Raw genomic sequence first — 22,891 nt, 5'->3', positions numbered from 1 at the left:
TCGCTGACAGCCCTCAGTCATTTAGAAAGCAACTTTATTGCTTCTGCATAAAAAAATTACTGGGGATCCCTCAGCCCACAGGGAGAGGGGGAAGTCACTGCCTGTATCAGAACCTCGTATTCACGCTCATGTACCAGGTGCGACCCGGTTCATTATACGTATACGCACCCGCACCGTACATATACGCACCCGTCGTGGTATTACCCGTGGTCTGGGCGTTACCGGCGCGCCACTGGCGCTTGTCGAAGACGTTGTCCACGCCGCCGGTCAGGCTGACGTTTTTCGTCACGTCCCAGGTCGCGCTCAGGCCAACGATGCTGTACGGGCTGACTTCGTCTTTCTCAGACCCGGTCACCGGCTGACCTTTGTAGTTGTACTTCTTCGGCTGCTGCTTGCCGTACCAGGTGAAGGTCGACTGCAATGAGACATCCTGACGTACCTGCCAGCTCAGGGTAGAGTTCAGCGTATACTCCGGGATGATCGACAGACGATCGCCGGTCTCCTTGTTCTTGCTTTGCAGCATGTAAGTGATGTTGTTGGTCCAGTTGATGGTATCGCTGACCGGTACGTTCAGGGAGCCTTCCAGACCTTCCACTACCGCCTTCGGTACGTTTTCCCACTGGTAGATATCGGTGGTGACTTTGCCGGTGGACGTCTGGCCAATCGGCGCGTAGCCCGCTTCAATCTTGTTGCGATAGTCGTTGCGGAACCAGGTCACGCCCGCCAGCCAGCCGTCGCGTTTCCACTCCAGGCCAATCTCTTTGTTGATGCTGGTTTCCGCTTTCAGATCGTCGTTACCCATCATGTAGCAGCCCACGCCGTCGGAGCTGGCGTAGCAGCCCTGGCCTTTACTGTACAGCAGGTAGTTCGGGTTGGTCTGATACAGGCTTGGCGCTTTATAGGCGCGCGCGATGCCCATCTTCAGGGTGAAGTCATCCCCCAGACCTTGCGACAGGTTCAGGGACGGGCTCCAGTTATTGCCGACAATAGTGTGGTGATCGAAGCGCAGGGCAGGGGTCAGCATGGTGCTGTCGGTCAGCTCCATGTTGTTTTCGGCGAACAGGGAGAAGATCTCCGCTGACGTGTAGGGGCTACGGTCTTCGCTCATGCCCGGGATGGTGCCGCCCTGCTGGGTTTGCGTGAAGGAGGTCGAGTCCTTCATGCGCTGCTGGTTCCACTCGGTGCCAAGCGTCAGGTTCTGGTTCACAATGAAATCAATCGGCAGGTTGATTTCGCTGTGCAGCATCACGTCGGACAGATCGGTGTCGGTGAATTTATTGCTGTTGAACAGACCTTCAGTACCGCCCGCCAGTCCTTCACCCAGACGGGAGTTGCGGGTGTGCTCGTACTGCGCCCAGTTGCTGGTGGTAATGCCGTTATCCCAGCCGCCGTTCCAGGTCACGGCGAAGTTCTGACGATAAATGCGGTTTGTCTCTTTACCGTAGTTCTTCTTCACCAGCGCGTTGTCGTTGTTGGTGTTCTGCGTGTCGCCCGCATACAGGTTGTTCTGGCGGCTGTAGCCCGCTTCAAACTCCAGCGACTGCATCGGTGCAAAGTCCCAGCGCACCACGCCGTTGATGTCTTTGTTTTCCACACCTTCACGGCCTGCGGGCAGGGTGTTGGCGTAGGCACCGGTACGTTCAGACTGGTGACCCTGGTTGATGTCCCACGCATCGGCCTGGGTTTTGTCCAGGTTACCAAACATGCGGAAGCTGAAGTCGCCGCCCAGCGGGCCGCTCAGGCTGAAGTTGGTGCGTTTAGTCGAACCTTCGTCCTTATGTTCTGGCGCGTTCAGATAGGTGTTCCAGGAGCCGTGCCACTGGTCGTCGAATTTTTTGGTGATGATGTTCACCACGCCGCCCGCCGCGCCGTTACCGTAGCGTGCAGCGGCCGGGCCACGGATCACTTCGATGCGCTCGATCATCTCTGGCGGTACCCAGCCGGTATCGCCGCGGGTGTCACGCTCGCCGCGCCAGCCCAGACGGATGGAGTTGCGGCTGGTGACCGGCTTGCCGTCAATCAGGATCAGGGTGTTTTCCGGGCCCATGCCGCGAATGTCAATCTGACGGTTGTTCCCGCGCTGGCCGCTGGTGGAGTTGCCGGTCAGGTTAACGCCCGGCATGGTGCGGATGATTTCCGCCACGTCGCGCGCGGGCGGGTTTTTGCGGATCTCATCGGCGGTGATGGTTGACACGCCCGGCGCCTGCAAATTCTGCTCGGCGGCGGTGATCACCATGGTGTCTTCGTGCTGCGCGGAGGCGGTCTTGTCGTCTGCCATGGCGGGCAGCGCGACACCATAAATCCCTAAATTGACCAGCAAGGCCAGAGAGTGAATCTTCTTATTCATTGTACGTCCCGCTTTTATGGTTATTTAATGAGCGCGCTTCCCACAGCGCGGGCATTACGCTATTGCAAATGCAAATAGTTATCAATAATATTATCAATAAAATTTGCTCTGAAACAAAAAAGACTGTTAAACATGGGGTTATAAGGGTGACGGCGTTAACAACCGGAAGTGAAGCGTGGTGGCAGGCGAAAAACGGGCCGGAACGGGAACGTCATCAGGAAAACTATCGCGTGACATTCTGGTGGCGGGACCCGGCGGGAACGCAGAAAACGTCGACGATTAAACGCGTCTGGCTCTACGTCACCGGCGTGACCGATCACCATCAAAATGCCCGTCCGCAGTCCCTTGAACGTATCCCGGATACCGACGTCTGGCAGTGGCAGGGCGAGTTCAGCCCCGAATGGCGCGGCAGCTACTGTTTTATCCCCTCCGACAATGAAGATGATTTTGCCAGCGCAGTGTTTGAAGGCGAGCAGCTGGACCGCATGGCGCTGCGCGAAGGCTGGCGCAAACTGCTGCCGCACGCGGTTTCCGATCCGCTGAATGCGCAGAGCTGGCGCGGCGGGCGCGGGCACGCCGTCTCGGCGCTGGAGATGCCGGAGGCGCCCGTACAGCCCGGCTGGAACCATCCCGATACCCCTTACAAAAAGCCTGTCTGCATTGAGTGGCACAGCGCGCGTCTGAAGAACCATCGCCGCGTGTGGATTTTTACCACCGGCGATGAAAGCCCCGAGCGCCCGCTGGCGGTGCTGCTTGACGGGCAGTTCTGGGCCGAAAGCATGCCCGTCTGGCCTGCGCTGGCGTCGCTCACCCATGAAGGCAAACTGCCGCCTGCGGTTTATGTCTTAATCGACGTCATTGACACCGCACACCGCAGCCGCGAGCTGCCGTGCAACCCTGATTTCTGGCTGGCGGTGCAGGACGAACTCCTCCCGCAGGTGAAAAGCATGGCCCCGTTCAGCGACCGCGCCGACCATACCGTGGTGGCGGGCCAAAGCTTCGGCGGGCTCTCTTCCCTCTATGCGGGCCTCAACTGGCCGCAGCGTTTTGGCTGCATCCTCAGCCAGTCCGGATCCTACTGGTGGCCGCACCGCGGCGCGCAGCAGGACGGGCTGCTCATTGAACAACTCAAAGCGGGTGAAAAAACCGCTCGCGGGCTGCGCATCGTCCTTGAGGCTGGGCGCAACGAGCCGCTTATCTTACGCGCAAACCAGGCGATCCTCGCCGAACTACACACTCAGCAACCGGTTTTCTGGCGTCAGGTTGACGGCGGACACGATGCGCTTTGCTGGCGCGGTGGGCTGACACAGGGGCTGATGACCCTCTGGCAGCCGCTTATTCAATAACGGAGTCTGTATGGAATTCAGCAATCCTTTCGATAATCCGCAGGGACAGTTCGCCATTTTGCAAAATGACCAGGGGCAGTACAGCCTGTGGCCGCAGGAGTGCGAGTTGCCCGCGGGCTGGCGCGTGGTGTGCGAACCGCAATCTCAGGAGGCGTGCCAGCAGTGGCTGGCGGAACAGTGGCAGACGCTTGAGCCGTCTTGTTTTGCGGGGGAGCGCGCATGAACCGTCTCCCTCTTGTCGCCGCCCAGCCGGGGATCTGGATGGCAGAGCAGCTTTCCTCCCTGCCAAACGCCTGGAGCGTGGCGCACTACACCGAACTGAAAGGCGCTATCGACGCGCCGTTGCTGGCAAAAGCCATCGCTGAAGGCATGATGCAGGCCGACACCCTGCGGATGCGTTTCACCGAGGATAACGGCGAGGTGTGGCAGTGGGTCGATGAGGCCATGATCCTGCCGGAGCCGTCCATTGTGCGCGTTAACTCCCACGACGCCGCCGTGGCGCTGATGGAGGCCGATCTCAACCAGAACCTGCGCGTCGACAGCGGCCAGCCGCTGGCGTTTCACCAGCTGATTCAGGTGGGAGAAAACCACTGGTACTGGTATCAGCGGTATCATCATCTGGTGGTAGATGGCTTCAGTTTCCCGGCCATTACCCGTCAGATCGCCGCCATTTACGCTGCGTGGCAGAAAGGTGAACCTGCGCCCGCCTCCCCGTTTACTCCGTTCGCCGAGGTGGTGGAGGAGTATCAGCGCTATCGCGACAGCGAGGCGTATCAGCGCGACGGTGCTTTCTGGGCCGAACAGCGCCAACAGCTTCCTTCTCCGGTCTCGCTCTCTTCGGCGCCCCTGCCGGGACGTGCCGCCACCACCGACATCCTGCGCCTGAAAATGGCGATGGACGGCCGTGCGTTTAGCCAGCTTGCACAGGCGGCCGGGCAAACGCAGCGAACCGATCTGGCGCTTGCGCTGGTGGCGCTGTGGCTGGGCCGCCTGACCGGACGGCTGGACTACGCCGCCGGGTTTATCTTTATGCGCCGCATGGGCTCCGCCGCGCTGACCGCGACCGGACCGGTGCTCAACGTCCTGCCGCTGGCGGTGAATATTTGCCCGCACGAGAGCTTGCCAGCGCTGGCGCTGCGCCTGGCGAACCAGCTGAAAAAGATGCGCCGCCATCAGCGCTACGACGCCGAGCAGATCGTGCGCGACAGCGGGCAGGCAGCAGGGGACGAACCCTTGTTTGGTCCGGTGCTGAACGTCAAGGTGTTCGATTATCAGCTGGATATCGACGGCGTGGAGGCCATTACCCACACGCTGGCGACCGGCCCGGTGAACGATCTGGAGCTGGCGCTATTCCCGGACGAGCAGGGCGGACTAAGCATTGAGATCCTCGCCAACAGGCAGCGTTACGACGAGGCGACGCTGAAGGGGCACGCGGCGCGGCTGAACGCAATGCTGACGCAGTTTGCCGCCAACCCGGAGCTGCGCTGTGGCGACGTGGAAACCGTATCAGAGCAGGAATACGCGCGGCTGGCGCGAATCAACGATACCGGGCTGGCGCTGCCGTCCACCACGCTGGCGGACCTTGTCGCGGAGCAGGCGAGCAAAACGCCGGACGCCCCGGCGCTGGCGGATGCCCATACTGAGCTGAACTACCGCCAGATGCGCGAGCAGGTGGTCGCGCTGGCAAATCTGCTGCGCGCGCGCGGCGTGAAGCCGGGCGACAGCGTGGCGGTGGCGCTCCCGCGCTCGGTGTTCCTGACCCTGGCGCTGCACGGGATTGTTGAAGCTGGCGCCGCCTGGCTGCCGCTGGATACCGGTTACCCGGACGACCGTCTGCGGATGATGCTGGAGGACGCGAAGCCGTCGCTGCTCATTACCACCGACGAGCAGCTTCCGCGCTTTAACGATCTGCCGATCGCCACCTTTAGTTACAACACACTATTACCGGCCACCGATGCTGAACCTCTGCGCCTGGCGAAGCCGGAGCAGACCGCGTACATAATCTTTACCTCCGGTTCGACGGGACGACCAAAAGGCGTGATGGTCGGCCATACCGCCATCGTTAACCGCCTGAAGTGGATGCAGGATCATTATCCACTGGCGGCGCATGACGTGGTGGCGCAGAAAACGCCGTGCAGCTTTGACGTGTCGGTGTGGGAGTTCTGGTGGCCGTTTATCGCCGGGGCGAAGCTGGTGATGGCCGAGCCGGACGCGCACCGCGATCCGCAGGCGATGCAGAGCTTCTTCGCACAATATGGCGTAACCACCACCCACTTCGTGCCGTCGATGCTGGCGGCGTTCGTCGCCTCGCTGACGCCGGAAAACGTCGACTGTTGCAGGACGCTGAAGCAGGTGTTCTGTAGCGGCGAGGCGTTGCCGACTGCGCTGTGCCGCGAGTGGGAACAGCTCACCCATGCGCCGCTGCACAACCTCTATGGCCCGACAGAAGCGGCGGTGGACGTCAGCTGGTATCCGGCGTACGGCCCCGAGCTGGCGGCGGTGGAAGGGAACAGCGTGCCGATCGGCTTCCCGGTGTGGAATACGGGGCTGCGCATTCTGGACGCGATGATGCGCCCGGTGCCGTTCGGCGTGGCGGGGGATCTGTATCTCACCGGCATCCAGCTGGCGCAGGGGTATCTGGGACGCCCCGACCTTACCGCCAGCCGCTTTATCGCCGATCCGTTTGCCCCCGGCGAGCGGATGTACCGCACCGGGGACGTTGCCCGCTGGCTGGACAACGGCGCGGTAGAATATCTGGGCCGCAGCGATGACCAGTTAAAAATCCGCGGACAGCGCATTGAGCTGGGCGAAATCGACCGGGCCATGCTTGCGCTGCCGGATGTGGCCCAGGCCGTGGCGCACGCCTGCGTGTTCAACCAGGCAGCGGCGACAGGTGGCGATGCCCGCCAGCTGGTGGGGTACGTTGTCTCCGAATCCGGCTTACCGCTGGATCGCGACGCGCTGCTAGCATCACTCAAAGCCCGGCTGCCGCCACATATGGTGCCGGTGGTGCTGCTGCAAATCAGCGCGCTGCCGTTAAGCGCCAACGGCAAGCTGGATCGCAAGGCGTTGCCGCTGCCGGAGCTGACCAGCAAAACCTCTGGTCGCGCGCCTGAGACACAAACCGAAGTCGCCGTGGCGCAGGCGTTTTCTGCCCTGCTGGGCTGCGCAGTGAACGATATCGAAGCCGATTTCTTTGCCCTCGGCGGCCACTCGCTGCTGGCGATGCGCCTCGCGGCTCAGCTCAGCCGTGCGTTCAGCCGTAAGGTCACGCCGGGCCAGATTATGGTCGCCTCGACGGTGAGTAAGCTTAGCGGCCTGCTGGACTCGCAGATGAGCGACGAGCAGGCGCAGCGTCTGGGGTATGAAACTGTTCTCCCGCTGCGTGAAAGCAACGGCCCCACGCTGTTCTGCTTCCATCCGGCGTCCGGCTTTGCCTGGCAGTTTAGCGTCCTGGCGCGCTACCTCAGCCCGCGCTGGTCAATCGTCGGTATTCAGTCTCCCCGGCCTGAGGGGCCGATGGAGCAGTGTGCGGATCTCGATGCGGTGATCGAACATCATCTGAACACGTTGCGTAAGCAGCAGCCGCAGGGGCCGTATTATCTGTTCGGCTATTCCCTCGGCGGCACGCTGGCGCAGGGCATTGCGGCGCGTCTGCGCGAGCAGGGTGAAAACGTAGCGTTCCTCGGCCTGCTGGATACCTGGCCGCCGGAAACCCAGAACTGGGCGGAGAAAGAGGCTAATGGCCTCGATCCGGAGGTGCTGGCGGAAATTGAGCGCGAGCGTCAGGCGTTTATCGCCGCCCAGCAGGGGCAAGGTTCCAGCGAGCTGTTTAACGCTATTGAAGGCAACTACGCCGATGCGGTGCGGCTGCTCACCACCGCGCATAGTTCACGGTTCGACGGTAAAGCGACGCTGTTTGTCGCCGAACGCACGCGAACCATGGATCCGCAGGCCGCATGGGCGCCGTGGGTGAGTGCGCTGGAGGTGTACAGCCAGGACTGCGCCCACGTGGATATTATTTCACCGCAGGCGTTTGAGAAGATTGGGCCGGTGTTGAAGAATATTTTGGGGTAACGTCAAAAGCGCCGGGTGGCGGCTACGCCTTACCCGGCCTACGGAACCGTGGTTGATGTTTGTTGGGTTTGCTCCCTCTCCCTGTGGGAGAGGGCTGGGGTGAGGGCATCAGACCGCACGCTTGCCCAACGGCACCACCAGCGGCGTACCCGCCACCGGATCGTCAATAATCATGCAGCGCATGCCGTAGATCCGCGCGATCAGATCCGGCGTCACAATCTCCTTCGGCGCGCCCTGCGCCACAATCTCGCCGTCGCGCAGCGCAATCAGATGCGTCGCGTAGCGGCACGCCTGATTTAAGTCGTGCAGCACTGCCGCCAGGGTGTACCCCTGCGTGCGGTTCAGTTCGCTCAGCAGCTCCAGCAGATCAATCTGATGGCTGATATCGAGCCAGGTTGTCGGCTCGTCCAGCAGCATAATCGAGGTTTCCTGCGCCAGTACCATTGCAATCCAGGCGCGCTGGCGCTGTCCGCCGGAGAGAGTATCGACGCTTTGCTGGGCCAGATTGGTGATGCCCGTCGCCTGCATCGCGCGCTTCACCGCCTCGTCGTCCTCCTTGCGCCAGCGGGTAAACAGCGGCTGGTGCGGGTAGCGCCCGCGGGAGACCAGCTCCTGCACGGTAATATCCCCCGGCGTGGTGGCGTTTTGCGCCAGCAGGCCAATTCGGCGCGCCACCTCTTTGCTGGCGAAGCGCTGGATCTGCTCCCCGTCGAGGAACACGCTACCCTCAACCGGCGACATCAGGCGGCTCAGCGTGCGCAGCAGGGTCGATTTGCCGCAACCGTTCGGGCCGATAATGGCGGTGAAGTGGCCGTCCGGAATGGACACGGATAAATCCCGGGCAATGATTTTTTTGCCGTAGCCGAGGGTCAAGTTTTCGCCGCGCAAGCGGAATGTTGAATCTGTCATTTCTTGCGTGACTCCTGAACGAGCAAGACGATGAGGTAAATCCCGCCGAGGCTGACGGTCACCACGCCCACCGGCAGTTGATAAGGCATAAACAGCTGCTGAGCGCAGAGATCGGCGGCCAGCAGTAACAATGCGCCGCACAGCGCCGCCTGGGTTAATCCCCAGCGCGCGGTACCGCTAAGACGCCGCGCGATATGCGGGGCCACGAGGGCAATAAACGAGATCGGCCCGGCGATGGCGGTAGACGCTGCGGTCAGCAAGACCGCCACCAGCATCAGCATCAGGCGCGAGCGCTCTACGCTCACGCCCAGCGCGCAGGCGCTGTCGTCGCCCATCTCCAGCAGCCGCATGCGCCTGACCAGCAGCAACGCGCCAATAAACATCAGCAAAATCAGCGGCGCGGCGGGCCAGGTTTTTCCCCACGTCAGACCGTTGAGGGAGCCGGCGTACCACAGCCCGGCGGAGAGCGCGGTTTCCAGCGATGCCTGTAGCAGAAGCCAGGTGTTGAACGCCATCAGCATCGCACGGATGCCGATCCCGATGATGATCAGACGGAAGGTGTCGATGCCGTTGCGCCAGGCCAGGGCCCAGATAAGCAGGGAGGTGAGAATACCGCCCGCCATCGCCGTAAAGGTAATGGCCGTAAGATGCTGCCCGAACAGCACCATCGCCACCAGCACGCCGCTCCACGCGCCGGTATTCAGGCCCATCACGTCCGGGCTCCCGAGGGGGTTACGCATCAGCGACTGGAATATCGCGCCGCTGACGCCAAGCGCCGCGCCCACCAGGATCGCCATCGCCACGCGCGGCAGTCGCCATTCGGTGACCACCATGGTGATGTTACGCGGCGCGCTGCCGCTGAGAGCGTGAAAGACCTGCGCGAAATCAAGCGTTACGGCACCGCTTTGCAGGCTCCAGACCGTCAGCAGCAGACTGGCGACGACCAGCAGGGCGACGCTGGTAAGTAAACGACGGGACGGGGCCATCATGCGCCACCCCCGCGTCTGCGTCGAACCAGGAAGATCAGCACCGGCGCGCCGATAAAGGCGCTGACCACCGAGACGCGAAGTTCACCCGGCACCAGCAGGCGGCCCAGTACGTCGGCAAAGAGCAGCAGGGCAGGGGTCGCCAGCAGCGTGACCGGCAGCGACCAGCGGTGATCCGCCCCCACCAGCCAGCGCGCCATGTGCGGCATCATCAGGCCGATAAAGGCAATCGGCCCGACCACGGCGGTCGCGCTGCCGCAGAGCACGGTAATGGCGAGTAGCCCCGTCAGCTGCGTGCGCGCCACACGGTTGCCGAGGGCGGTCGCGGTATCGCTGCCGAGGCTCAGGCTGTTCAGCGCCCGGCTTAAACAGAGCGCCACGGCGGCAGCGACGATCGTCGGGATCACCACCACCTTTAAGGTTTCAAGGGTACGAATATCCAGCGAACCCGCCTGCCAGAAGCGCAGCTGGTCATACACGTCCGGGTTGAGCAGGGCGATGCCGTTGGACAAGCCTTCCAGTACCGCCGCGAGCGCTACGCCCGCCAGCGTTAAGCGTACCGGGCTGAGCTGGCCGCCGCCCTGGCTGCCGGTAAACGCCACTACCAGCGAGGCCGCCAGCGCGCCGCAAAAAGCCATCATCAGCTGTTCAGAGGGGGACGTAAATCCAAACAGCGCTGCGCCGAGCACGATGGCAAAGCTGGCGCCGGAGTTAACGCCGAGAATGCCGGGGTCCGCCAGCGGGTTGCGGGTGAGGGTTTGCATCAGGGCACCGGCAAGGCCGAGCGCACCGCCAGCCAGCAATCCGGCAAGGGTGCGGGGCAGGCGAGCGTCGAGCACGATGGTGCAGTCGGCGCTCTGACAGGTACCGGATAGCGCATCGACAATAACGGACGCGGGCAGCGGTTTTGCGCCGACCAGCAGGCTGAGTGCAATCGCAAGGATTAGCAGTAGCAATAAAACGGGCACGGCAAGGGCGCGCACCGCAGAAGAGGAAAACGACATAGCAACATCCATGATTTGATAATGATAGTGATTATCGTTATCTATCTTATTTGGCTATGTTAGCATGTGCGCCCATGGAATGGGTAGAAATAGACTCAAGGCTTTGTCATGAATCAAAAATCCTGGCTGCTTAACCTCAGCCTGCTCAAAACACACCCGGCGTATCGCGCCGTTTTTATCGCTCGCTTTATCTCCATTTTGTCCCTCGGTCTGCTTGGTGTGGCCGTACCGGTGCAAATCCAGACCATGACTCACTCCAGCTGGCTGGTGGGGTTATCCGTCACCTTAACCGGCGGGGCGATGTTTATCGGCCTGATGGTGGGCGGCGTGCTGGCGGACCGCTACGAGCGTAAAAAGCTGATCCTGCTGGCGCGCGGCACCTGCGGGGTGGGCTTTGTCGGGCTGTGTCTGAACGCCATGCTGCCGGAGCCGTCGCTGGTGGCCATTTACGTGCTGGGATTGTGGGACGGCTTTTTTGCTTCGTTAGGCGTGACGGCGCTGCTGGCGGCCACGCCCGCGCTGGTCGGGCGCGAGAACCTGATGCAGGCGGGGGCGATCACCATGCTCACCGTACGTCTCGGCTCGGTGATTTCGCCGATGGTGGGCGGTCTGTTGCTGGCGACCGGCAACGTGGCGTGGAACTACGGCCTTGCCGCGGCGGGAACGTTTATTACCACCCTGACGCTACTGCGTCTGCCGCTCCTGCCACCCCCGCCGCAGCCGCGCGAGCATCCGCTGAAGTCCCTGATGGCCGCGATTCGTTTCCTGTTCAGCAACCCATTGATTGGCGGGATTGCGCTGCTCGGCGGCCTGCTGACGATGGCGAGCGCCGTGCGCGTGCTGTATCCGGCGCTGGCGGGTGAGTGGCAGATGAGCGCCTCAGAGATTGGCGTGCTGTACGCCGCCATTCCGCTCGGTGCGGCCTTCGGGGCGCTGACCAGCGGCAACCTGGCGCAGAGCGCGAGACCGGGGTTGATCATGCTGGTGGCGACGCTGGCCTCGTTTATCGCCATTGGTTTCTTTAGCCTGATGCCGGTGTGGGCGCTGGGGGTGATGTGTCTGGTGATTTTCGGCTGGCTGAGCGCGGTCAGCTCTCTTTTACAGTACACCCTGATCCAGACCCAGACGCCGGAAGGGATGCTCGGGCGCATTAACGGCCTGTGGACGGCGCAGAACGTCACGGGCGATGCGATTGGCGCGGCGATCCTCGGCGGGCTGGGGGCGATAATGACCCCGGTGGCGTCGGCGAGCAGCAGCGGGTTTGTGTTAGCCGTTGTTGGCGTGATTTTATTGGCGGTTCTGGTGGAGTTGCGTCGGTTCAGGCAAACCCTGTAGGTCAGGTAAGGCGTAGCCGCCACCCGACAAAACGCCCGGTGGCGCTGCGCTTACCGGGCCTACGGGGAACGTGCCACTTATTTAAAAATTGAATTCAAACGCTGCAACACCAACATCGCGCTGTAATAATCCAGGCGGAACGTCTCGGTTCCTAATGCCCAGACGCGCTTGTTCTTCACCGACGGCAGATGCGCCAGCAGCGGGTTGGCGTAAATCGCGTCCACGTCTTTCTGATCGCCGGCAAACACGAACAGCCCTTCGCCGTTCAGCCCCGTCGCCAGGTTTTCACCCCCTAACTGGATAATGTCGTGGCGTTTGCCCTGACTTTTTGAGGTGTGCAACCCGGCAGGTACGTCGGCCAGCGTAAAGCCCAACTGGTGCAAAAGCTTGCCCTGCGCGGAGTCTGTCGTCCACAGGTTCGCCGTGTGCGCCGCGGCGGTGTAGACGATGGCGTTCACCGGCTGTGGCGGCAGCTTCATCTGCTGTTTCACCTTGGCGAGCTGTTTGTCGAAGGCAGCGATGCGCTCTGCGGCCTGTGTCTCCTGCCCGGTGATCGTCCCCAGTTGGGTCAGCAGTTCCTGCCAGCTTTTGTCGTCGTAGTTAATGATAAGCGTCGGCGCGATGGCGGAAAGCTGATCGTAGAGCGCCAGCGCGGAATCCCCGCCGGTGGCGCTGATCAAAATCAGGTCCGGCATCTGGGCCGCGACGGCTTCGGCGCTCGGCTCGCCGATGTACAGCCGGGCAACCTTACGCTGTTTGGCGATATCGCCCCACTGACGCAGGAAGCCCTGCGCATCCGCCACGCGGTTGTTTGGCGTGGTCGCGCCGCTGGCAATGACCGGCGCGTCAATGGCCAGCAGGGAGCCGGTTAAGGTCACGCTGGTGGAGACAATGCGCGTCGGTTTGCTCTCAAGCGTGTGAACGCCGCGGCTGTCGGTGACCTGGCGCGGCCAGTCGGCGGCGAGGGCTGAGGTTAGTCCTAAAACAAAAAGTCCTGTTAAAAGAAGGGCATTGCGGCAAACGGCAGCGATTTTCACAGAGCGGCATCCTGATTTTATTGAAGATAATGCTTCTCATTTTCAGGGCTGTAGGGAAGGGATGCAAGCGTTTGTCGCACAAGTTATTTGCCCGACGGTTGACAGCGGGGCGATGTGGGATTAGGTTAGCCGACGAAAATATAAATGATAATCATTATTGCTTCTTTTATCATTTTAAGGAGGATGATATGGACACGTCCCTGGCTGAGGAAGTTCAGCACACCGCGACAACGCTGCAATCAGACAGCTTTTTCTTTATGTCGCCTTACCGCAGTTTTACCACGTCCGGCTGTTTTGCCCGTTTTTCTGAACCCGCCGTCGGCGGTGACGATCCGGCGGGTCCCTTTCAGCAGAAATTAGCTCAGGCTTTCCGGAATGCGAAAAACAGCGGCATTGCCCATCCGGTGATGGTAGGGGCGATCCCCTTCGATACCCGCAAACCGTCATCGCTGTTTATTCCGCAACGCTGGCAAACCTTCTCCCGCCCGGCGCGTCAGCAGTCCGCACGTTATGCCTCCGGCGCGCAGACGCTGAACGTGCAACAGCGCACCGAGATCCCGTCGCAGCCGGTTTTCGAGGAGATGGTTGCTCGCGCCGCGTCGCTCACCGCTACGCCGCAGGTGAATAAGGTGGTGCTGTCGCGCCTGATTGATATCGCTACCGACAAACAGATCGATAGCAGCGCGCTGATGGAGCGTCTTATCGCCCAGAACCCGGCGAGCTTTAACTTCCACGTACCGCTGGAAGACGGCGGCGTGCTGCTGGGCGCCAGCCCGGAACTGCTGCTGCGCAAAGAGGGCGCGCACTTTAGCTCGCTGCCGCTGGCAGGCTCTGCGCGCCGTCAGCCGGACGATGTGCTGGATCGCGAAGCGGGCACTAAGCTGCTGGCCTCCGAAAAAGACCGCCATGAGCACGATCTGGTCACGCAGGCGATGAAAACCATTCTGGAACCGCGTAGCCATCATCTGAGCATGCCGGCTTCCCCGCAGCTCATCACCACCCCGACGCTGTGGCATCTGGCCACGCCGGTAGAAGGTGAGGCACGTGAAAACGAGAACGCCCTGACGCTGGCTTGCCTGCTGCACCCGACGCCCGCGCTGAGCGGCTTCCCACATCAGGCGGCAAAAGAGCTGATTGCCGAGCTGGAGCCGTTCGACCGCGAGCTGTTCGGCGGCATCGTCGGCTGGTGCGACAGCGAAGGTAACGGCGAGTGGGTGGTAACTATCCGCTGCGCGCGGCTGCATCAGAATACCGTTCGCCTGTTTGCCGGCGCGGGCATTGTGCCTGCTTCCTCCCCGGTCGGCGAGTGGCGCGAGACGGGCGTGAAGCTCTCCACCATGCTCAACGTGTTTGGTTTGCACTAAGGAATACTCATGACCATCCCTTTTACCCGCTGGCCTGAGGATTTTGCCCGCCGCTACCGTGAAAAAGGCTACTGGCAGGATCTGCCGTTGACCCACATCCTGACGGACCATGCGGACAGCGATACGGTCGCGATAATTGACGGCGATCGCCGCATCACCTACCGCGCGTTTAATCAGGCGGTGACGAATCTGGCGTCCTCCCTTCAGGCGCAGGGGCTGCATCGCGGTGAGACCGCGCTGGTGCAGCTTGGCAACGTGGCCGAGTTCTACATCACCTTCTTCGCGCTACTGCAAATCGGCGTCGCGCCGGTCAACGCGCTCTTTAGCCATCAGCGCAGTGAACTCAACGCCTACGCGGAGCAGATCAAACCCGCCGTACTGATTGCCGATCGCGACCACGCGCTGTTCTCAGGCGATAATTTTCTCAACACCTTTGTGGATGCGCATCGCTCGGTACGCGTTGTGCTGCTGCGTGGCGATAAGGGCGAACATGCGCTGGAGGCGGCGATTGCGCGCCCGGCGGACAATTTCATCCCGAACCCGACGCCCGCCGACGAAGTGGCGTTCTTCCAGCTCTCCGGCGGCAGCACCGGCACGCCGAAGCTGATCCCGCGCACGCATAACGATTACGACTACAGCATCCGTCGCAGCAACGAAATCTGCGGTATCACTGCGCACACCCGCTATCTGAACGCCCTTCCCGCGGCGCATAACTACGCCATGAGCTCGCCAGGATCGTTAGGCGTTTTCACGGCGGGTGGCTGCGTGGTGCTGGCGAACGATCCGAGCGCCACGCTCTGCTTCTCGCTGATTGAGCAGCATCAGATAAACGTCACCTCGCTGGTGCCGCCCGCGGTCAGCCTGTGGTTGCAGGCGATTGCCGACGGCGCGGGGAACGCCCAGCTGAAATCCCTCAGGCTGCTCCAGGTGGGCGGCGCGCGCCTCTCCGCCACGCTTGCGGCGCGCATTCCGGCGGAAATTGGCTGCCAGCTTCAGCAGGTATTTGGCATGGCGGAAGGGCTGGTGAACTATACCGCCCTCGACGATGCGCCGGAGCGCATCATCAATACCCAGGGCCGCCCGATGTGCCCGGACGATGAAGTGTGGGTGGCGGACGAGGACGGTAACCCGCTGCCGCGCGGGGAGGTCGGGCGTCTGATGACGCGCGGCCCTTACACCTTCCGCGGCTATTTCAACAGCCCGGACCACAACGCCAGCGCCTTCGATGCCAACGGCTTCTACTGCTCGGGCGATCTGATCGCCATCGACGAGCAGGGTTACATCACCGTGCAGGGGCGCGAGAAAGATCAGATCAACCGCGGTGGCGAGAAAATCGCCGCCGAAGAGATCGAAAACCTGCTGCTGCGCCACGACGCGGTGATCCACGCCGCGCTGGTGAGCATGGAGGACAGCCTGCTGGGCGAAAAAAGCTGCGCGTACCTGGTGGTGAAACAGCCGCTGCGCGCGGTGGAGGTGCGCCGCTTCCTGCGCGAGCAGGGCGTTGCCGAATTTAAGCTGCCGGACCGCGTGGAGAGCGTGGATGCGCTTCCGCTCACGCCGGTCGGCAAAGTTGATAAGAAACAGTTGCGCCTGTGGCTTGCTGAACGCGCCCGGGGCTGAGGAACAGAGAATGGCTATTCCAAAATTAACCGCATATGCGCTGCCAACCGCCGCCGAACTGCCGACCAGTAAAGTAAGCTGGGCGTTTGAACCGGAGCGCGCCGCGCTGCTGATCCACGATATGCAGGAGTACTTCCTGAATTTCTGGGGCGAAAATAGCGACATGATGCAGCAGGTGGTGGCGAACATCGCTAAACTGCGCGCGTACTGCAAAGAGCACAATATTCCGGTGTACTACACCGCGCAGCCGAAAGATCAGAGCGATGAAGACCGCGCCCTGCTGAACGATATGTGGGGGCCGGGTCTGACTCGCTCGCCGGAGCAGCAGCGCATCGTCGCTGAGCTGACCCCGGACGAAGCGGACACCGTGCTGGTGAAGTGGCGCTACAGCGCGTTTCACCGCTCCCCGCTGGAGCAGATGCTGAAAGAGACCGGCCGCAACCAGCTTTTGATCACCGGCGTGTACGCCCACATCGGCTGCATGACCACCGCCACCGACGCCTTTATGCGCGACATCAAACCGTTCTTTATCGCTGACGCGCTGGCGGATTTCACCCGCGACGAGCACCTGATGTCGCTGAAATACGTGGCCGGACGTTCGGGCCGCGTGGTGATGACCGACGAGCTGCTGCCGTCTGTTCCGGCAACGAAGGCCGCGCTGCGTGAGCTGATCCTGCCGCTGCTGGACGAGTCCGACGAGCCGATGGATGACGAAAACCTGATCGACTACGGTCTGGATTCAGTACGGATGATGGCGCTGGCCGCCCGCTGGCGCAAAGTGCACGGCGACATTGATTTCGTGATGCTGGCAAAAAATCCGACCCTCGATGCCTGGTGGGCGCTGCTCTCCCGCGAGGTGAAGTGATGGCTTTTGATTTTACCGGTAAAACCGTCTGGGTGACGGGCGCGGGTAAGGGCATTGGCTATGCGACCGCGCTGGCATTTGTGGAGGCCGGGGCGCAGGTGACCGGGTTCGATCTGGCTTTCCCTCACGGCGAATATCCGTTTGCCACCGAAACGCTGGACGTGGCGGATGCGGCGCAGGCGAGTGATGTCTGCGGGCGTTTGCTCAGCAGCCTTGAGCGGCTCGACGTGCTGGTTAACGCGGCGGGCATTCTGCGTATGGGCGCGACGGATCAGCTTTCGCAGGAGGACTGGCAGCAGATCTTTGCGGTCAACGTCGGCGGCGCGTTCAACCTGTTCCAGCAGACGATGGGCCAGTTCCGTCGTCAGCAGGGCGGGGCGATTGTGACGGTGGCCTCTGACGCGGCGCACACGCCGCGCATCGGCATGAGCGCCTACGGCGCGTCGAAAGCGGCGCTGAAAAGCCTGGCGCTGACCGTCGGGCTGGAGCTGGCGGGCAGCGGCGTACGCTGCAACCTGGTGTCGCCGGGTTCTACGGATACCGACATGCAGCGCACGTTGTGGACCAGCGATGATGCGGAACAGCGGCGCATTCGCGGCTTCGGCGAGCAGTTCAAACTCGGCATTCCGCTCGGTAAAATTGCCCGTCCGCAGGAGATTGCCGCGACCGTGCTGTTCCTGGCATCCGATGCCGCCAGCCATATCACCTTGCAGGATATCGTGGTGGACGGCGGCTCCACGCTGGGGGCGTAATGATCTGGAAACGTCATTTATCCCTCGACGAGCTGAATGCCACTAGCCAGAACACGATGGTGGAACACCTTGGCATCGTCTATACCCGCCTCGGGGACGATACGCTGGAAGCGGAGATGCCGGTGGATGCGCGCACCCACCAGCCGTTTGGCCTGCTGCACGGCGGTGCGTCGGCGGCGCTGGCGGAAACGCTGGGGTCGATGGCCGGTTTTCTGATGACCCGCGACGGGCAGAATGTGGTGGGCACGGAACTGAACGCTACGCACCACCGTGCGGTCTCTCACGGTAAGGTGCGCGGCGTATGTCAGCCGCTGCATCTGGGCCGCTCCAGTCAGAGCTGGGAGATTGTGGTGTTCGACGAGCAGGGGCGGCGGTGCTGTACGTGTCGGTTGAGTACGATGGTGCTGGGTTAGATTGTGCGGCGGGAGTGCCGGGTGGCGGCTTCGCCTTACCCGGCCTACGAAACATGCAGGCCCGGTAAGCGAAGCGCCACCGGGCGGTTGTTACAACATCGATACCACCCGCTTCAACAGCCGAACTCGCGGCGCAATGGACGCTTTATCCAGCCATTCCGCCGGGCTGTGGAACCCGGCGCCAACCGGCCCGAAGCCGTCAAGCGTGGGGATGCCGAGCGCGGCGGTGTGGTTGGCGTCGCTGCCGCCGCCGACTGCCTGCCAGGTAATGTCGATGCCTTCCGCTTTACCCGCCGCTTCAACCTGCTGCATCAGCGCCTGCGTCGCGTCGCTCGCGGCCATCGCCGGTTTGTGATTAACCCGCGTCAGCGTGGTGGTCACGCCGTCTAAAAAGCCTTGTTCACATAACAACTCCAGCGCCTGGTTCACCCGGTCATACTCGTCGTTTTCCCAGAAGCGAACGTCCAGTTCTGCCACAGCGCTGTCCGCGACCACGTTCGCCGCGCTGCCGCCCTGAATTACGCCGACGTTAAGTGTAGTGCCGCGATCCCAGTCCGTCAGCGCATTGATGGCGATAACGCTCTTTGCCAGCGCGGTGATCGCCGAGCGGCCTTTTTCCGGGTCATTGCCCGCGTGTGCCGCCACGCCGCTAAAGGTGAGGTGATAGCCCGCCATCCCTTTACGCGCTTTCACCAGCGAACCGTCGGCGCGGGCGGCTTCGCACACCAGCACGCAGCGGGAACGCTTAGCCAGCTCGCCAATCCACTCATGGGAATGGACAGATCCGGTCTCTTCGTCCGGGTTCATCGCAACGGCAATCGCGAGACGATCGTTGTCTGCGGCGTCAAGCGCGCGCATTGCCCACAAAATATTCAGAAGTCCGCTCTTCATATCCGAGACACCGGGGCCGTACAGGCGGGTTTCATCCTCGCTCAGCGGACGCGCGGCCACGGTGCCGGCGGGAAATACGGTATCCAGATGCCCGACCAGCAGCACGTCGAACCGTTCCGCCTGCGGCTTGTTACTGACGAAGACGCCGGGGCCCACCTTGTCGCCCAGGTTCACCTGCTCCGTATGCCAGCCTTCGCGCTGCCACAGTTGCTGCATGATGCCTGCAACAGCGGCGACGCCGTCAATCGTCTGGGTGCCGCAGTCTACGTTCACCAGGGTTTTCAGCTCTTCGATATAATGGTCAAGATTCATGTTCACGTCCTGTTCAGAGAATAATGCGCATCAGCAGCATGGCTAAGAAAGCGTTGACCACCGAGAGGGCGATCATCAGCGGAATACGTTTGGCGCGGGTGCCAATCACCCCCAGAATGCGGCCCAGGTACTGCACCTGCGAGCCCATCAGGTAGATGGCGGGCGCCAGGATCGCCAGGTGCTCGCCGGTGAGGATGCCTTTATCAAACAGGCTGATGGCAACGCCGATCCCGCCGCCCATCGACATCCAGCCGCCAATCAGCACGGCGGCCGCTTCGCCCGGCAGGCCAAACAGGCCCATCAGCGGGGAGAAGATCGTGCCCAGCCCTTTCAGCGCGCCGGTAATTTCCAGCGCCTTGATGATGATAAAGGCCATCACCACGTTGGGCAGCGTGCTGCTGGTGGCAATGCTCCAGCCTTTGCGCGCGCCTTCGATAAACACATCGGTAATGACGGGATTGGACTGTGGGGCACTCATGCGGCGTCTCCTTTATGGGTAAACGTCAGGATCAGGCGCAGCAGATTGGCGCCGACAATTTTCATGATAAACATCACCGCGATACAGGCCCCGATGGAGGTGGGCACCGCCGCCGTGCCGTCAACGGCGAGCAGCGTGAAGAGGATCGCCCCGGAAGAGAAAAAGTTGGTGATCATCGCCCCGGCGGAGAACTGGAACATGGCGAAAACGTCTTTCTCTTTTTCGCTGATTTGCCCTTCATCAGAGAGATTACGGGTAAGCGACGCGCCCACGTCGGTACTTTGCAGGCTGCCAATCAGCGCCAGCCCGGTGGTGCCAGGGATCCCCAATAGCGGGCTCAGCAGAGGAGTTAAGAGTTTTCGCGCGGCACGCAGGGCGCCATAGTGCTCCAGCACGTTGATCATCCCCAGGGCGAACATCACCGCAGGAATTAAACCGAGCGCGAAGAGAAACCCGTCCATCGCGCCGCTGCCGCCGGTGCCGCGAAAGGCGCTGCTGGCTGTGGTTAACGTACCGTCATCCAGACTGGCTTTGCTGACCACTTTGCCAAATGCGCCGTTGAGGGTGGTGAAATCAAAGACGCCGTACCACTCTTGTCCGCCTAACAGACCCGAGAAGAAAACGGCTGCAAACGCCAGCGCGAAGTACGCGCCCGGCCCGACCTGACTATCCTGAGGTACTGAACTGTTCATATCCTTTTCCTTGTATGCACGCGATTGCGCAGGATCATTCTGGCGAGGTTATGGCCAAAAAAAATGATACAAATCATTCCGTAAGGCGGTGTCTGGCCGAAAAAGGTAAAAGTGTGAACGGTGACGCTACGAAAGTGATCGGCTTAACAATGTGGTGTAAATGTCTGGTTTGACCACGCATTATTGCGTTTCAAAGTTGTTAAATTTTATCCGTTGTTCTAGAAACAAAATGTAACATCTCACTGTTTCACAACAACGGATAACCATTATGAACAACTCAGGGAAATACCTTATATGGGCAGGGCTCTCCGTTGTGGGAGCCTTTGCCCTGGGCTACATCGCCCTCAACCGGGGGGAGCAGATCAATGCGCTCTGGATCGTGGTCGCCTCCGTCTGCATTTATCTGATCGCATACCGTTTTTATGGCCGTTATATCGCGAAGACGGTACTGGGCGTAGACGGCACGCGCATGACGCCGGCCGTGCGTCATAACGATGGTCTGGACTACGTGCCGACCGATAAAAAAGTGCTGTTCGGTCACCATTTCGCGGCGATTGCCGGGGCAGGCCCGCTGGTGGGGCCGGTACTGGCGGCGCAGATGGGCTATCTGCCGGGGATGATCTGGATCCTCGCGGGGGTGGTGCTGGCGGGCGCGGTGCAGGACTTCATGGTGCTGTTCGTCTCCACCCGTCGCGACGGTCGTTCGCTGGGTGAGCTGGTGAAAGAGGAGATGGGGGCAACTGCCGGGGTGATTGCGCTGGTGGCGACCTTTATGATCATGGTCATCATCCTCGCGGTACTGGCGATGATCGTGGTGAAAGCCTTGACCCACAGCCCGTGGGGAACCTATACCGTCGCCTTCACCATTCCGCTGGCGCTGTTCATGGGGATCTACATTCGCTATCTGCGTCCGGGACGCATTGGTGAAGTTTCAGTCATTGGCCTGGTGTTCCTGGTGTTTGCTATTATCTCCGGCGGCTGGGTGGCGGAAAGCCCGACCTGGGCACCGTTCTTCGACTTCACCGGCGTGCAGCTGACCTGGATGCTGGTGGGCTACGGCTTCGTGGCGGCGGTGCTGCCGGTATGGCTCCTGCTGGCCCCGCGTGACTACCTCTCTACGTTCCTGAAAATTGGTACCATCGTCGGGCTGGCGATCGGCATTCTGATTATGCGCCCGACCCTGACCATGCCTGCCCTGACCAAATTCATTGACGGCACCGGCCCGGTCTGGACCGGCAATCTGTTCCCGTTCCTGTTTATCACCATCGCCTGTGGGGCAGTGTCTGGCTTCCATGCGCTTATCGCCTCCGGGACCACGCCGAAGATGCTGGCGAATGAAAATCAGGCCTGCCTGATTGGCTATGGCGGCATGCTGATGGAATCCTTCGTGGCGATTATGGCGCTGGTCTCGGCCTGTATTATCGACCCGGGCGTGTACTTCGCGATGAACAGCCCGATGGCGGTACTGGCCCCGGCCGGCACTGTTGACGTGGTCGCCTCTGCTGCGCAGGTGGTGAGCGGCTGGGGCTTTGCGATCACCCCTGATACGTTGACGCATATCGCTAACGAGGTCGGCGAGCAGTCGATTATCTCCCGTGCGGGCGGGGCGCCGACGCTGGCGGTGGGTATGGCCTACATCCTGCACGGTGCGCTGGGCGGGCTGATGGATGTCTCGTTCTGGTATCACTTCGCCATTCTGTTCGAGGCGCTGTTTATCCTGACGGCGGTGGATGCCGGTACGCGCGCGGCGCGCTTTATGTTGCAGGATCTGCTGGGGGTGATCTCCCCGAATCTGAAACGTACCGATTCACTCCCGGCTAACCTGCTGGCGACGGCACTGTGCGTGCTGGCGTGGGGCTACTTCCTGCATCAGGGCGTGGTCGATCCGCTGGGCGGGATTAACACCCTGTGGCCGCTGTTCGGTATCGCCAACCAGATGCTGGCGGGCATGGCGCTGATGCTTTGTGCCGTAGTCCTGTTCAAGATGAAGCGCCAGCGTTACGCATGGGTGGCGCTGGTGCCAACGGCGTGGCTGCTGATCTGTACCCTGACAGCAGGCTGGCAGAAAGCCTTCAGCCCGGACAACAAGGTGGGCTTCCTGGCCATTGCCAACAAGTTCCAGGCGATGATCGACAGCGGCAAGATCCCGGCACAGTACACCGAATCTCAGCTGTCGCAGCTGGTGTTTAACAACCGTCTGGACGCCGGGCTGACCATCTTCTTTATGGTGGTGGTTGTGGTGCTGGCGTTGTATTCTCTGAAAACCGCGCTGGCGGCGTTGAAAGTCGACACGCCAACGGCGAAAGAGACGCCGTATGAGCCAATGCCTGAGAACCTGGACGAGATTGTCACCCAGGCGAAAGGGGCGCATTAACCCGTGTGCCGGGTGGCGGCTTCGCCTTACCCGGCCTACATTTCTTATCCTCCCTCTCCCTCCGGGAGAGGGCCGGGGTGAGGGAAACA

The 22,891-nt window shown here is 61.5% G+C and carries 18 protein-coding genes; 10 read left to right on the top strand and 8 right to left on the bottom strand.

Annotation, left to right across the window (positions count from 1 at the left end):
- Nucleotides 1-106 precede the first annotated feature (106 nt).
- Entirely contained in the window at nucleotides 107-2,347 is a 2,241-nt protein-coding gene (locus tag IM282_RS18175) for a TonB-dependent siderophore receptor (protein WP_108367284.1), read from the bottom strand.
- A gap of 146 nt (nucleotides 2,348-2,493) precedes the next feature.
- Here IM282_RS18175 and fes point away from each other — a divergent pair, with 146 nt between their 5' ends.
- From fes to entF, 3 genes are read left to right on the top strand one after another with little or no spacing between them, the layout of a single operon-like run.
- Nucleotides 2,494-3,693, top strand: a complete 1,200-nt coding sequence (gene fes, locus IM282_RS18170; protein WP_108367285.1) for an enterochelin esterase — start codon at nucleotides 2,494-2,496, stop codon at nucleotides 3,691-3,693.
- Between the two features lie 10 nt (nucleotides 3,694-3,703).
- Nucleotides 3,704-3,916, top strand: a complete 213-nt coding sequence (locus IM282_RS18165) for an MbtH family NRPS accessory protein (protein ID WP_108367286.1) — start codon at nucleotides 3,704-3,706, stop codon at nucleotides 3,914-3,916.
- Entirely contained in the window at nucleotides 3,913-7,770 is a 3,858-nt protein-coding gene (gene entF, locus IM282_RS18160) for an enterobactin non-ribosomal peptide synthetase EntF (RefSeq protein ID WP_192970694.1), read from the top strand. Before IM282_RS18165 ends, entF begins: the two co-directional genes overlap by 4 nt.
- Nucleotides 7,771-7,878: 108 nt before the next feature.
- On the opposite strand, the gene fepC is transcribed toward entF, so the two are convergent.
- Genes fepC through fepD form a run of 3 tightly spaced genes read right to left on the bottom strand, consistent with a single transcriptional unit; the run spans nucleotide 7,879 to nucleotide 10,669 of the window.
- On the bottom strand, nucleotides 7,879-8,679 hold the full coding sequence (gene fepC / locus IM282_RS18155) for an iron-enterobactin ABC transporter ATP-binding protein (protein ID WP_023299555.1): 801 nt from the start codon (nucleotides 8,677-8,679) through the stop codon (nucleotides 7,879-7,881).
- On the bottom strand, nucleotides 8,676-9,665 hold the full coding sequence (gene fepG, locus IM282_RS18150) for an iron-enterobactin ABC transporter permease (RefSeq protein WP_074143152.1): 990 nt from the start codon (nucleotides 9,663-9,665) through the stop codon (nucleotides 8,676-8,678). The genes fepC and fepG overlap by 4 nt, the downstream gene beginning before the upstream one ends.
- Nucleotides 9,665-10,669, bottom strand: coding sequence for a Fe(3+)-siderophore ABC transporter permease (gene fepD, locus IM282_RS18145; RefSeq protein ID WP_022647378.1), 1,005 nt, complete (start codon nucleotides 10,667-10,669; stop codon nucleotides 9,665-9,667). Before fepD ends, fepG begins: the two co-directional genes overlap by 1 nt.
- Nucleotides 10,670-10,777: 108 nt before the next feature.
- Here fepD and entS point away from each other — a divergent pair, with 108 nt between their 5' ends.
- The gene (gene entS / locus IM282_RS18140; protein ID WP_023299557.1) at nucleotides 10,778-12,004 is read left to right on the top strand and encodes an enterobactin transporter EntS; all 1,227 of its coding nucleotides are present in this window, start codon (nucleotides 10,778-10,780) and stop codon (nucleotides 12,002-12,004) included.
- A 77-nt stretch (nucleotides 12,005-12,081) separates the two neighbouring features.
- Here the strand turns inward: entS and fepB are convergent, their stop codons facing one another.
- Entirely contained in the window at nucleotides 12,082-13,041 is a 960-nt protein-coding gene (fepB, locus tag IM282_RS18135) for a Fe2+-enterobactin ABC transporter substrate-binding protein (RefSeq protein ID WP_032676374.1), read from the bottom strand.
- 188 nt (nucleotides 13,042-13,229) lie between these two features.
- Here fepB and entC point away from each other — a divergent pair, with 188 nt between their 5' ends.
- From entC to entH, 5 genes are read left to right on the top strand one after another with little or no spacing between them, the layout of a single operon-like run.
- Entirely contained in the window at nucleotides 13,230-14,405 is a 1,176-nt protein-coding gene (gene entC / locus IM282_RS18130) for an isochorismate synthase EntC (RefSeq protein WP_023299559.1), read from the top strand.
- 9 nt (nucleotides 14,406-14,414) lie between these two features.
- Nucleotides 14,415-16,025 carry a (2,3-dihydroxybenzoyl)adenylate synthase EntE gene (gene entE, locus IM282_RS18125; protein ID WP_192970693.1) on the top strand — a complete coding sequence of 537 codons (1,611 nt, stop codon included), beginning with the start codon at nucleotides 14,415-14,417 and terminating at the stop codon, nucleotides 16,023-16,025.
- 10 nt (nucleotides 16,026-16,035) lie between these two features.
- Nucleotides 16,036-16,890: an isochorismatase gene (locus IM282_RS18120; protein ID WP_022647383.1), complete on the top strand. Its 855-nt coding sequence runs from the start codon at nucleotides 16,036-16,038 to the stop codon at nucleotides 16,888-16,890.
- Complete coding sequence (entA, locus tag IM282_RS18115) at nucleotides 16,890-17,642, top strand: 2,3-dihydro-2,3-dihydroxybenzoate dehydrogenase EntA (protein WP_192970692.1); 753 nt, start codon at nucleotides 16,890-16,892, stop codon at nucleotides 17,640-17,642. The genes IM282_RS18120 and entA overlap by 1 nt, the downstream gene beginning before the upstream one ends.
- Entirely contained in the window at nucleotides 17,642-18,055 is a 414-nt protein-coding gene (gene entH, locus IM282_RS18110; RefSeq protein WP_022647384.1) for a proofreading thioesterase EntH, read from the top strand. The genes entA and entH overlap by 1 nt, the downstream gene beginning before the upstream one ends.
- A gap of 90 nt (nucleotides 18,056-18,145) precedes the next feature.
- Here the strand turns inward: entH and IM282_RS18105 are convergent, their stop codons facing one another.
- The 3 genes from IM282_RS18105 to IM282_RS18095 are packed head-to-tail and all read right to left on the bottom strand — an operon-like array spanning nucleotide 18,146 to nucleotide 20,428.
- The gene (locus IM282_RS18105) at nucleotides 18,146-19,258 is read right to left on the bottom strand and encodes a M20 family metallopeptidase (protein ID WP_045622248.1); all 1,113 of its coding nucleotides are present in this window, start codon (nucleotides 19,256-19,258) and stop codon (nucleotides 18,146-18,148) included.
- Between the two features lie 13 nt (nucleotides 19,259-19,271).
- Nucleotides 19,272-19,736 carry a YjiG family protein gene (locus tag IM282_RS18100; RefSeq protein WP_192970691.1) on the bottom strand — a complete coding sequence of 155 codons (465 nt, stop codon included), beginning with the start codon at nucleotides 19,734-19,736 and terminating at the stop codon, nucleotides 19,272-19,274.
- Nucleotides 19,733-20,428, bottom strand: coding sequence for a nucleoside recognition domain-containing protein (locus tag IM282_RS18095; protein ID WP_032624691.1), 696 nt, complete (start codon nucleotides 20,426-20,428; stop codon nucleotides 19,733-19,735). The genes IM282_RS18100 and IM282_RS18095 overlap by 4 nt, the downstream gene beginning before the upstream one ends.
- Nucleotides 20,429-20,696: 268 nt before the next feature.
- On the opposite strand from IM282_RS18095, the gene cstA reads away from it, so the two are divergent.
- Nucleotides 20,697-22,802 carry a pyruvate/proton symporter CstA gene (cstA, locus tag IM282_RS18090; RefSeq protein WP_022647390.1) on the top strand — a complete coding sequence of 702 codons (2,106 nt, stop codon included), beginning with the start codon at nucleotides 20,697-20,699 and terminating at the stop codon, nucleotides 22,800-22,802.
- The last annotated feature ends 89 nt before the right edge of the window (nucleotides 22,803-22,891 follow it).

It is taken from the genome of Enterobacter cloacae complex sp. P29RS (assembly GCF_014893445.1).
Classification (GTDB): Bacteria; Pseudomonadota; Gammaproteobacteria; order Enterobacterales; family Enterobacteriaceae; genus Enterobacter; species Enterobacter intestinihominis.
The sequence above is the reverse complement of the archived record's forward strand: the minus strand, read 5'-3'. Positions and strand labels throughout refer to the sequence as shown.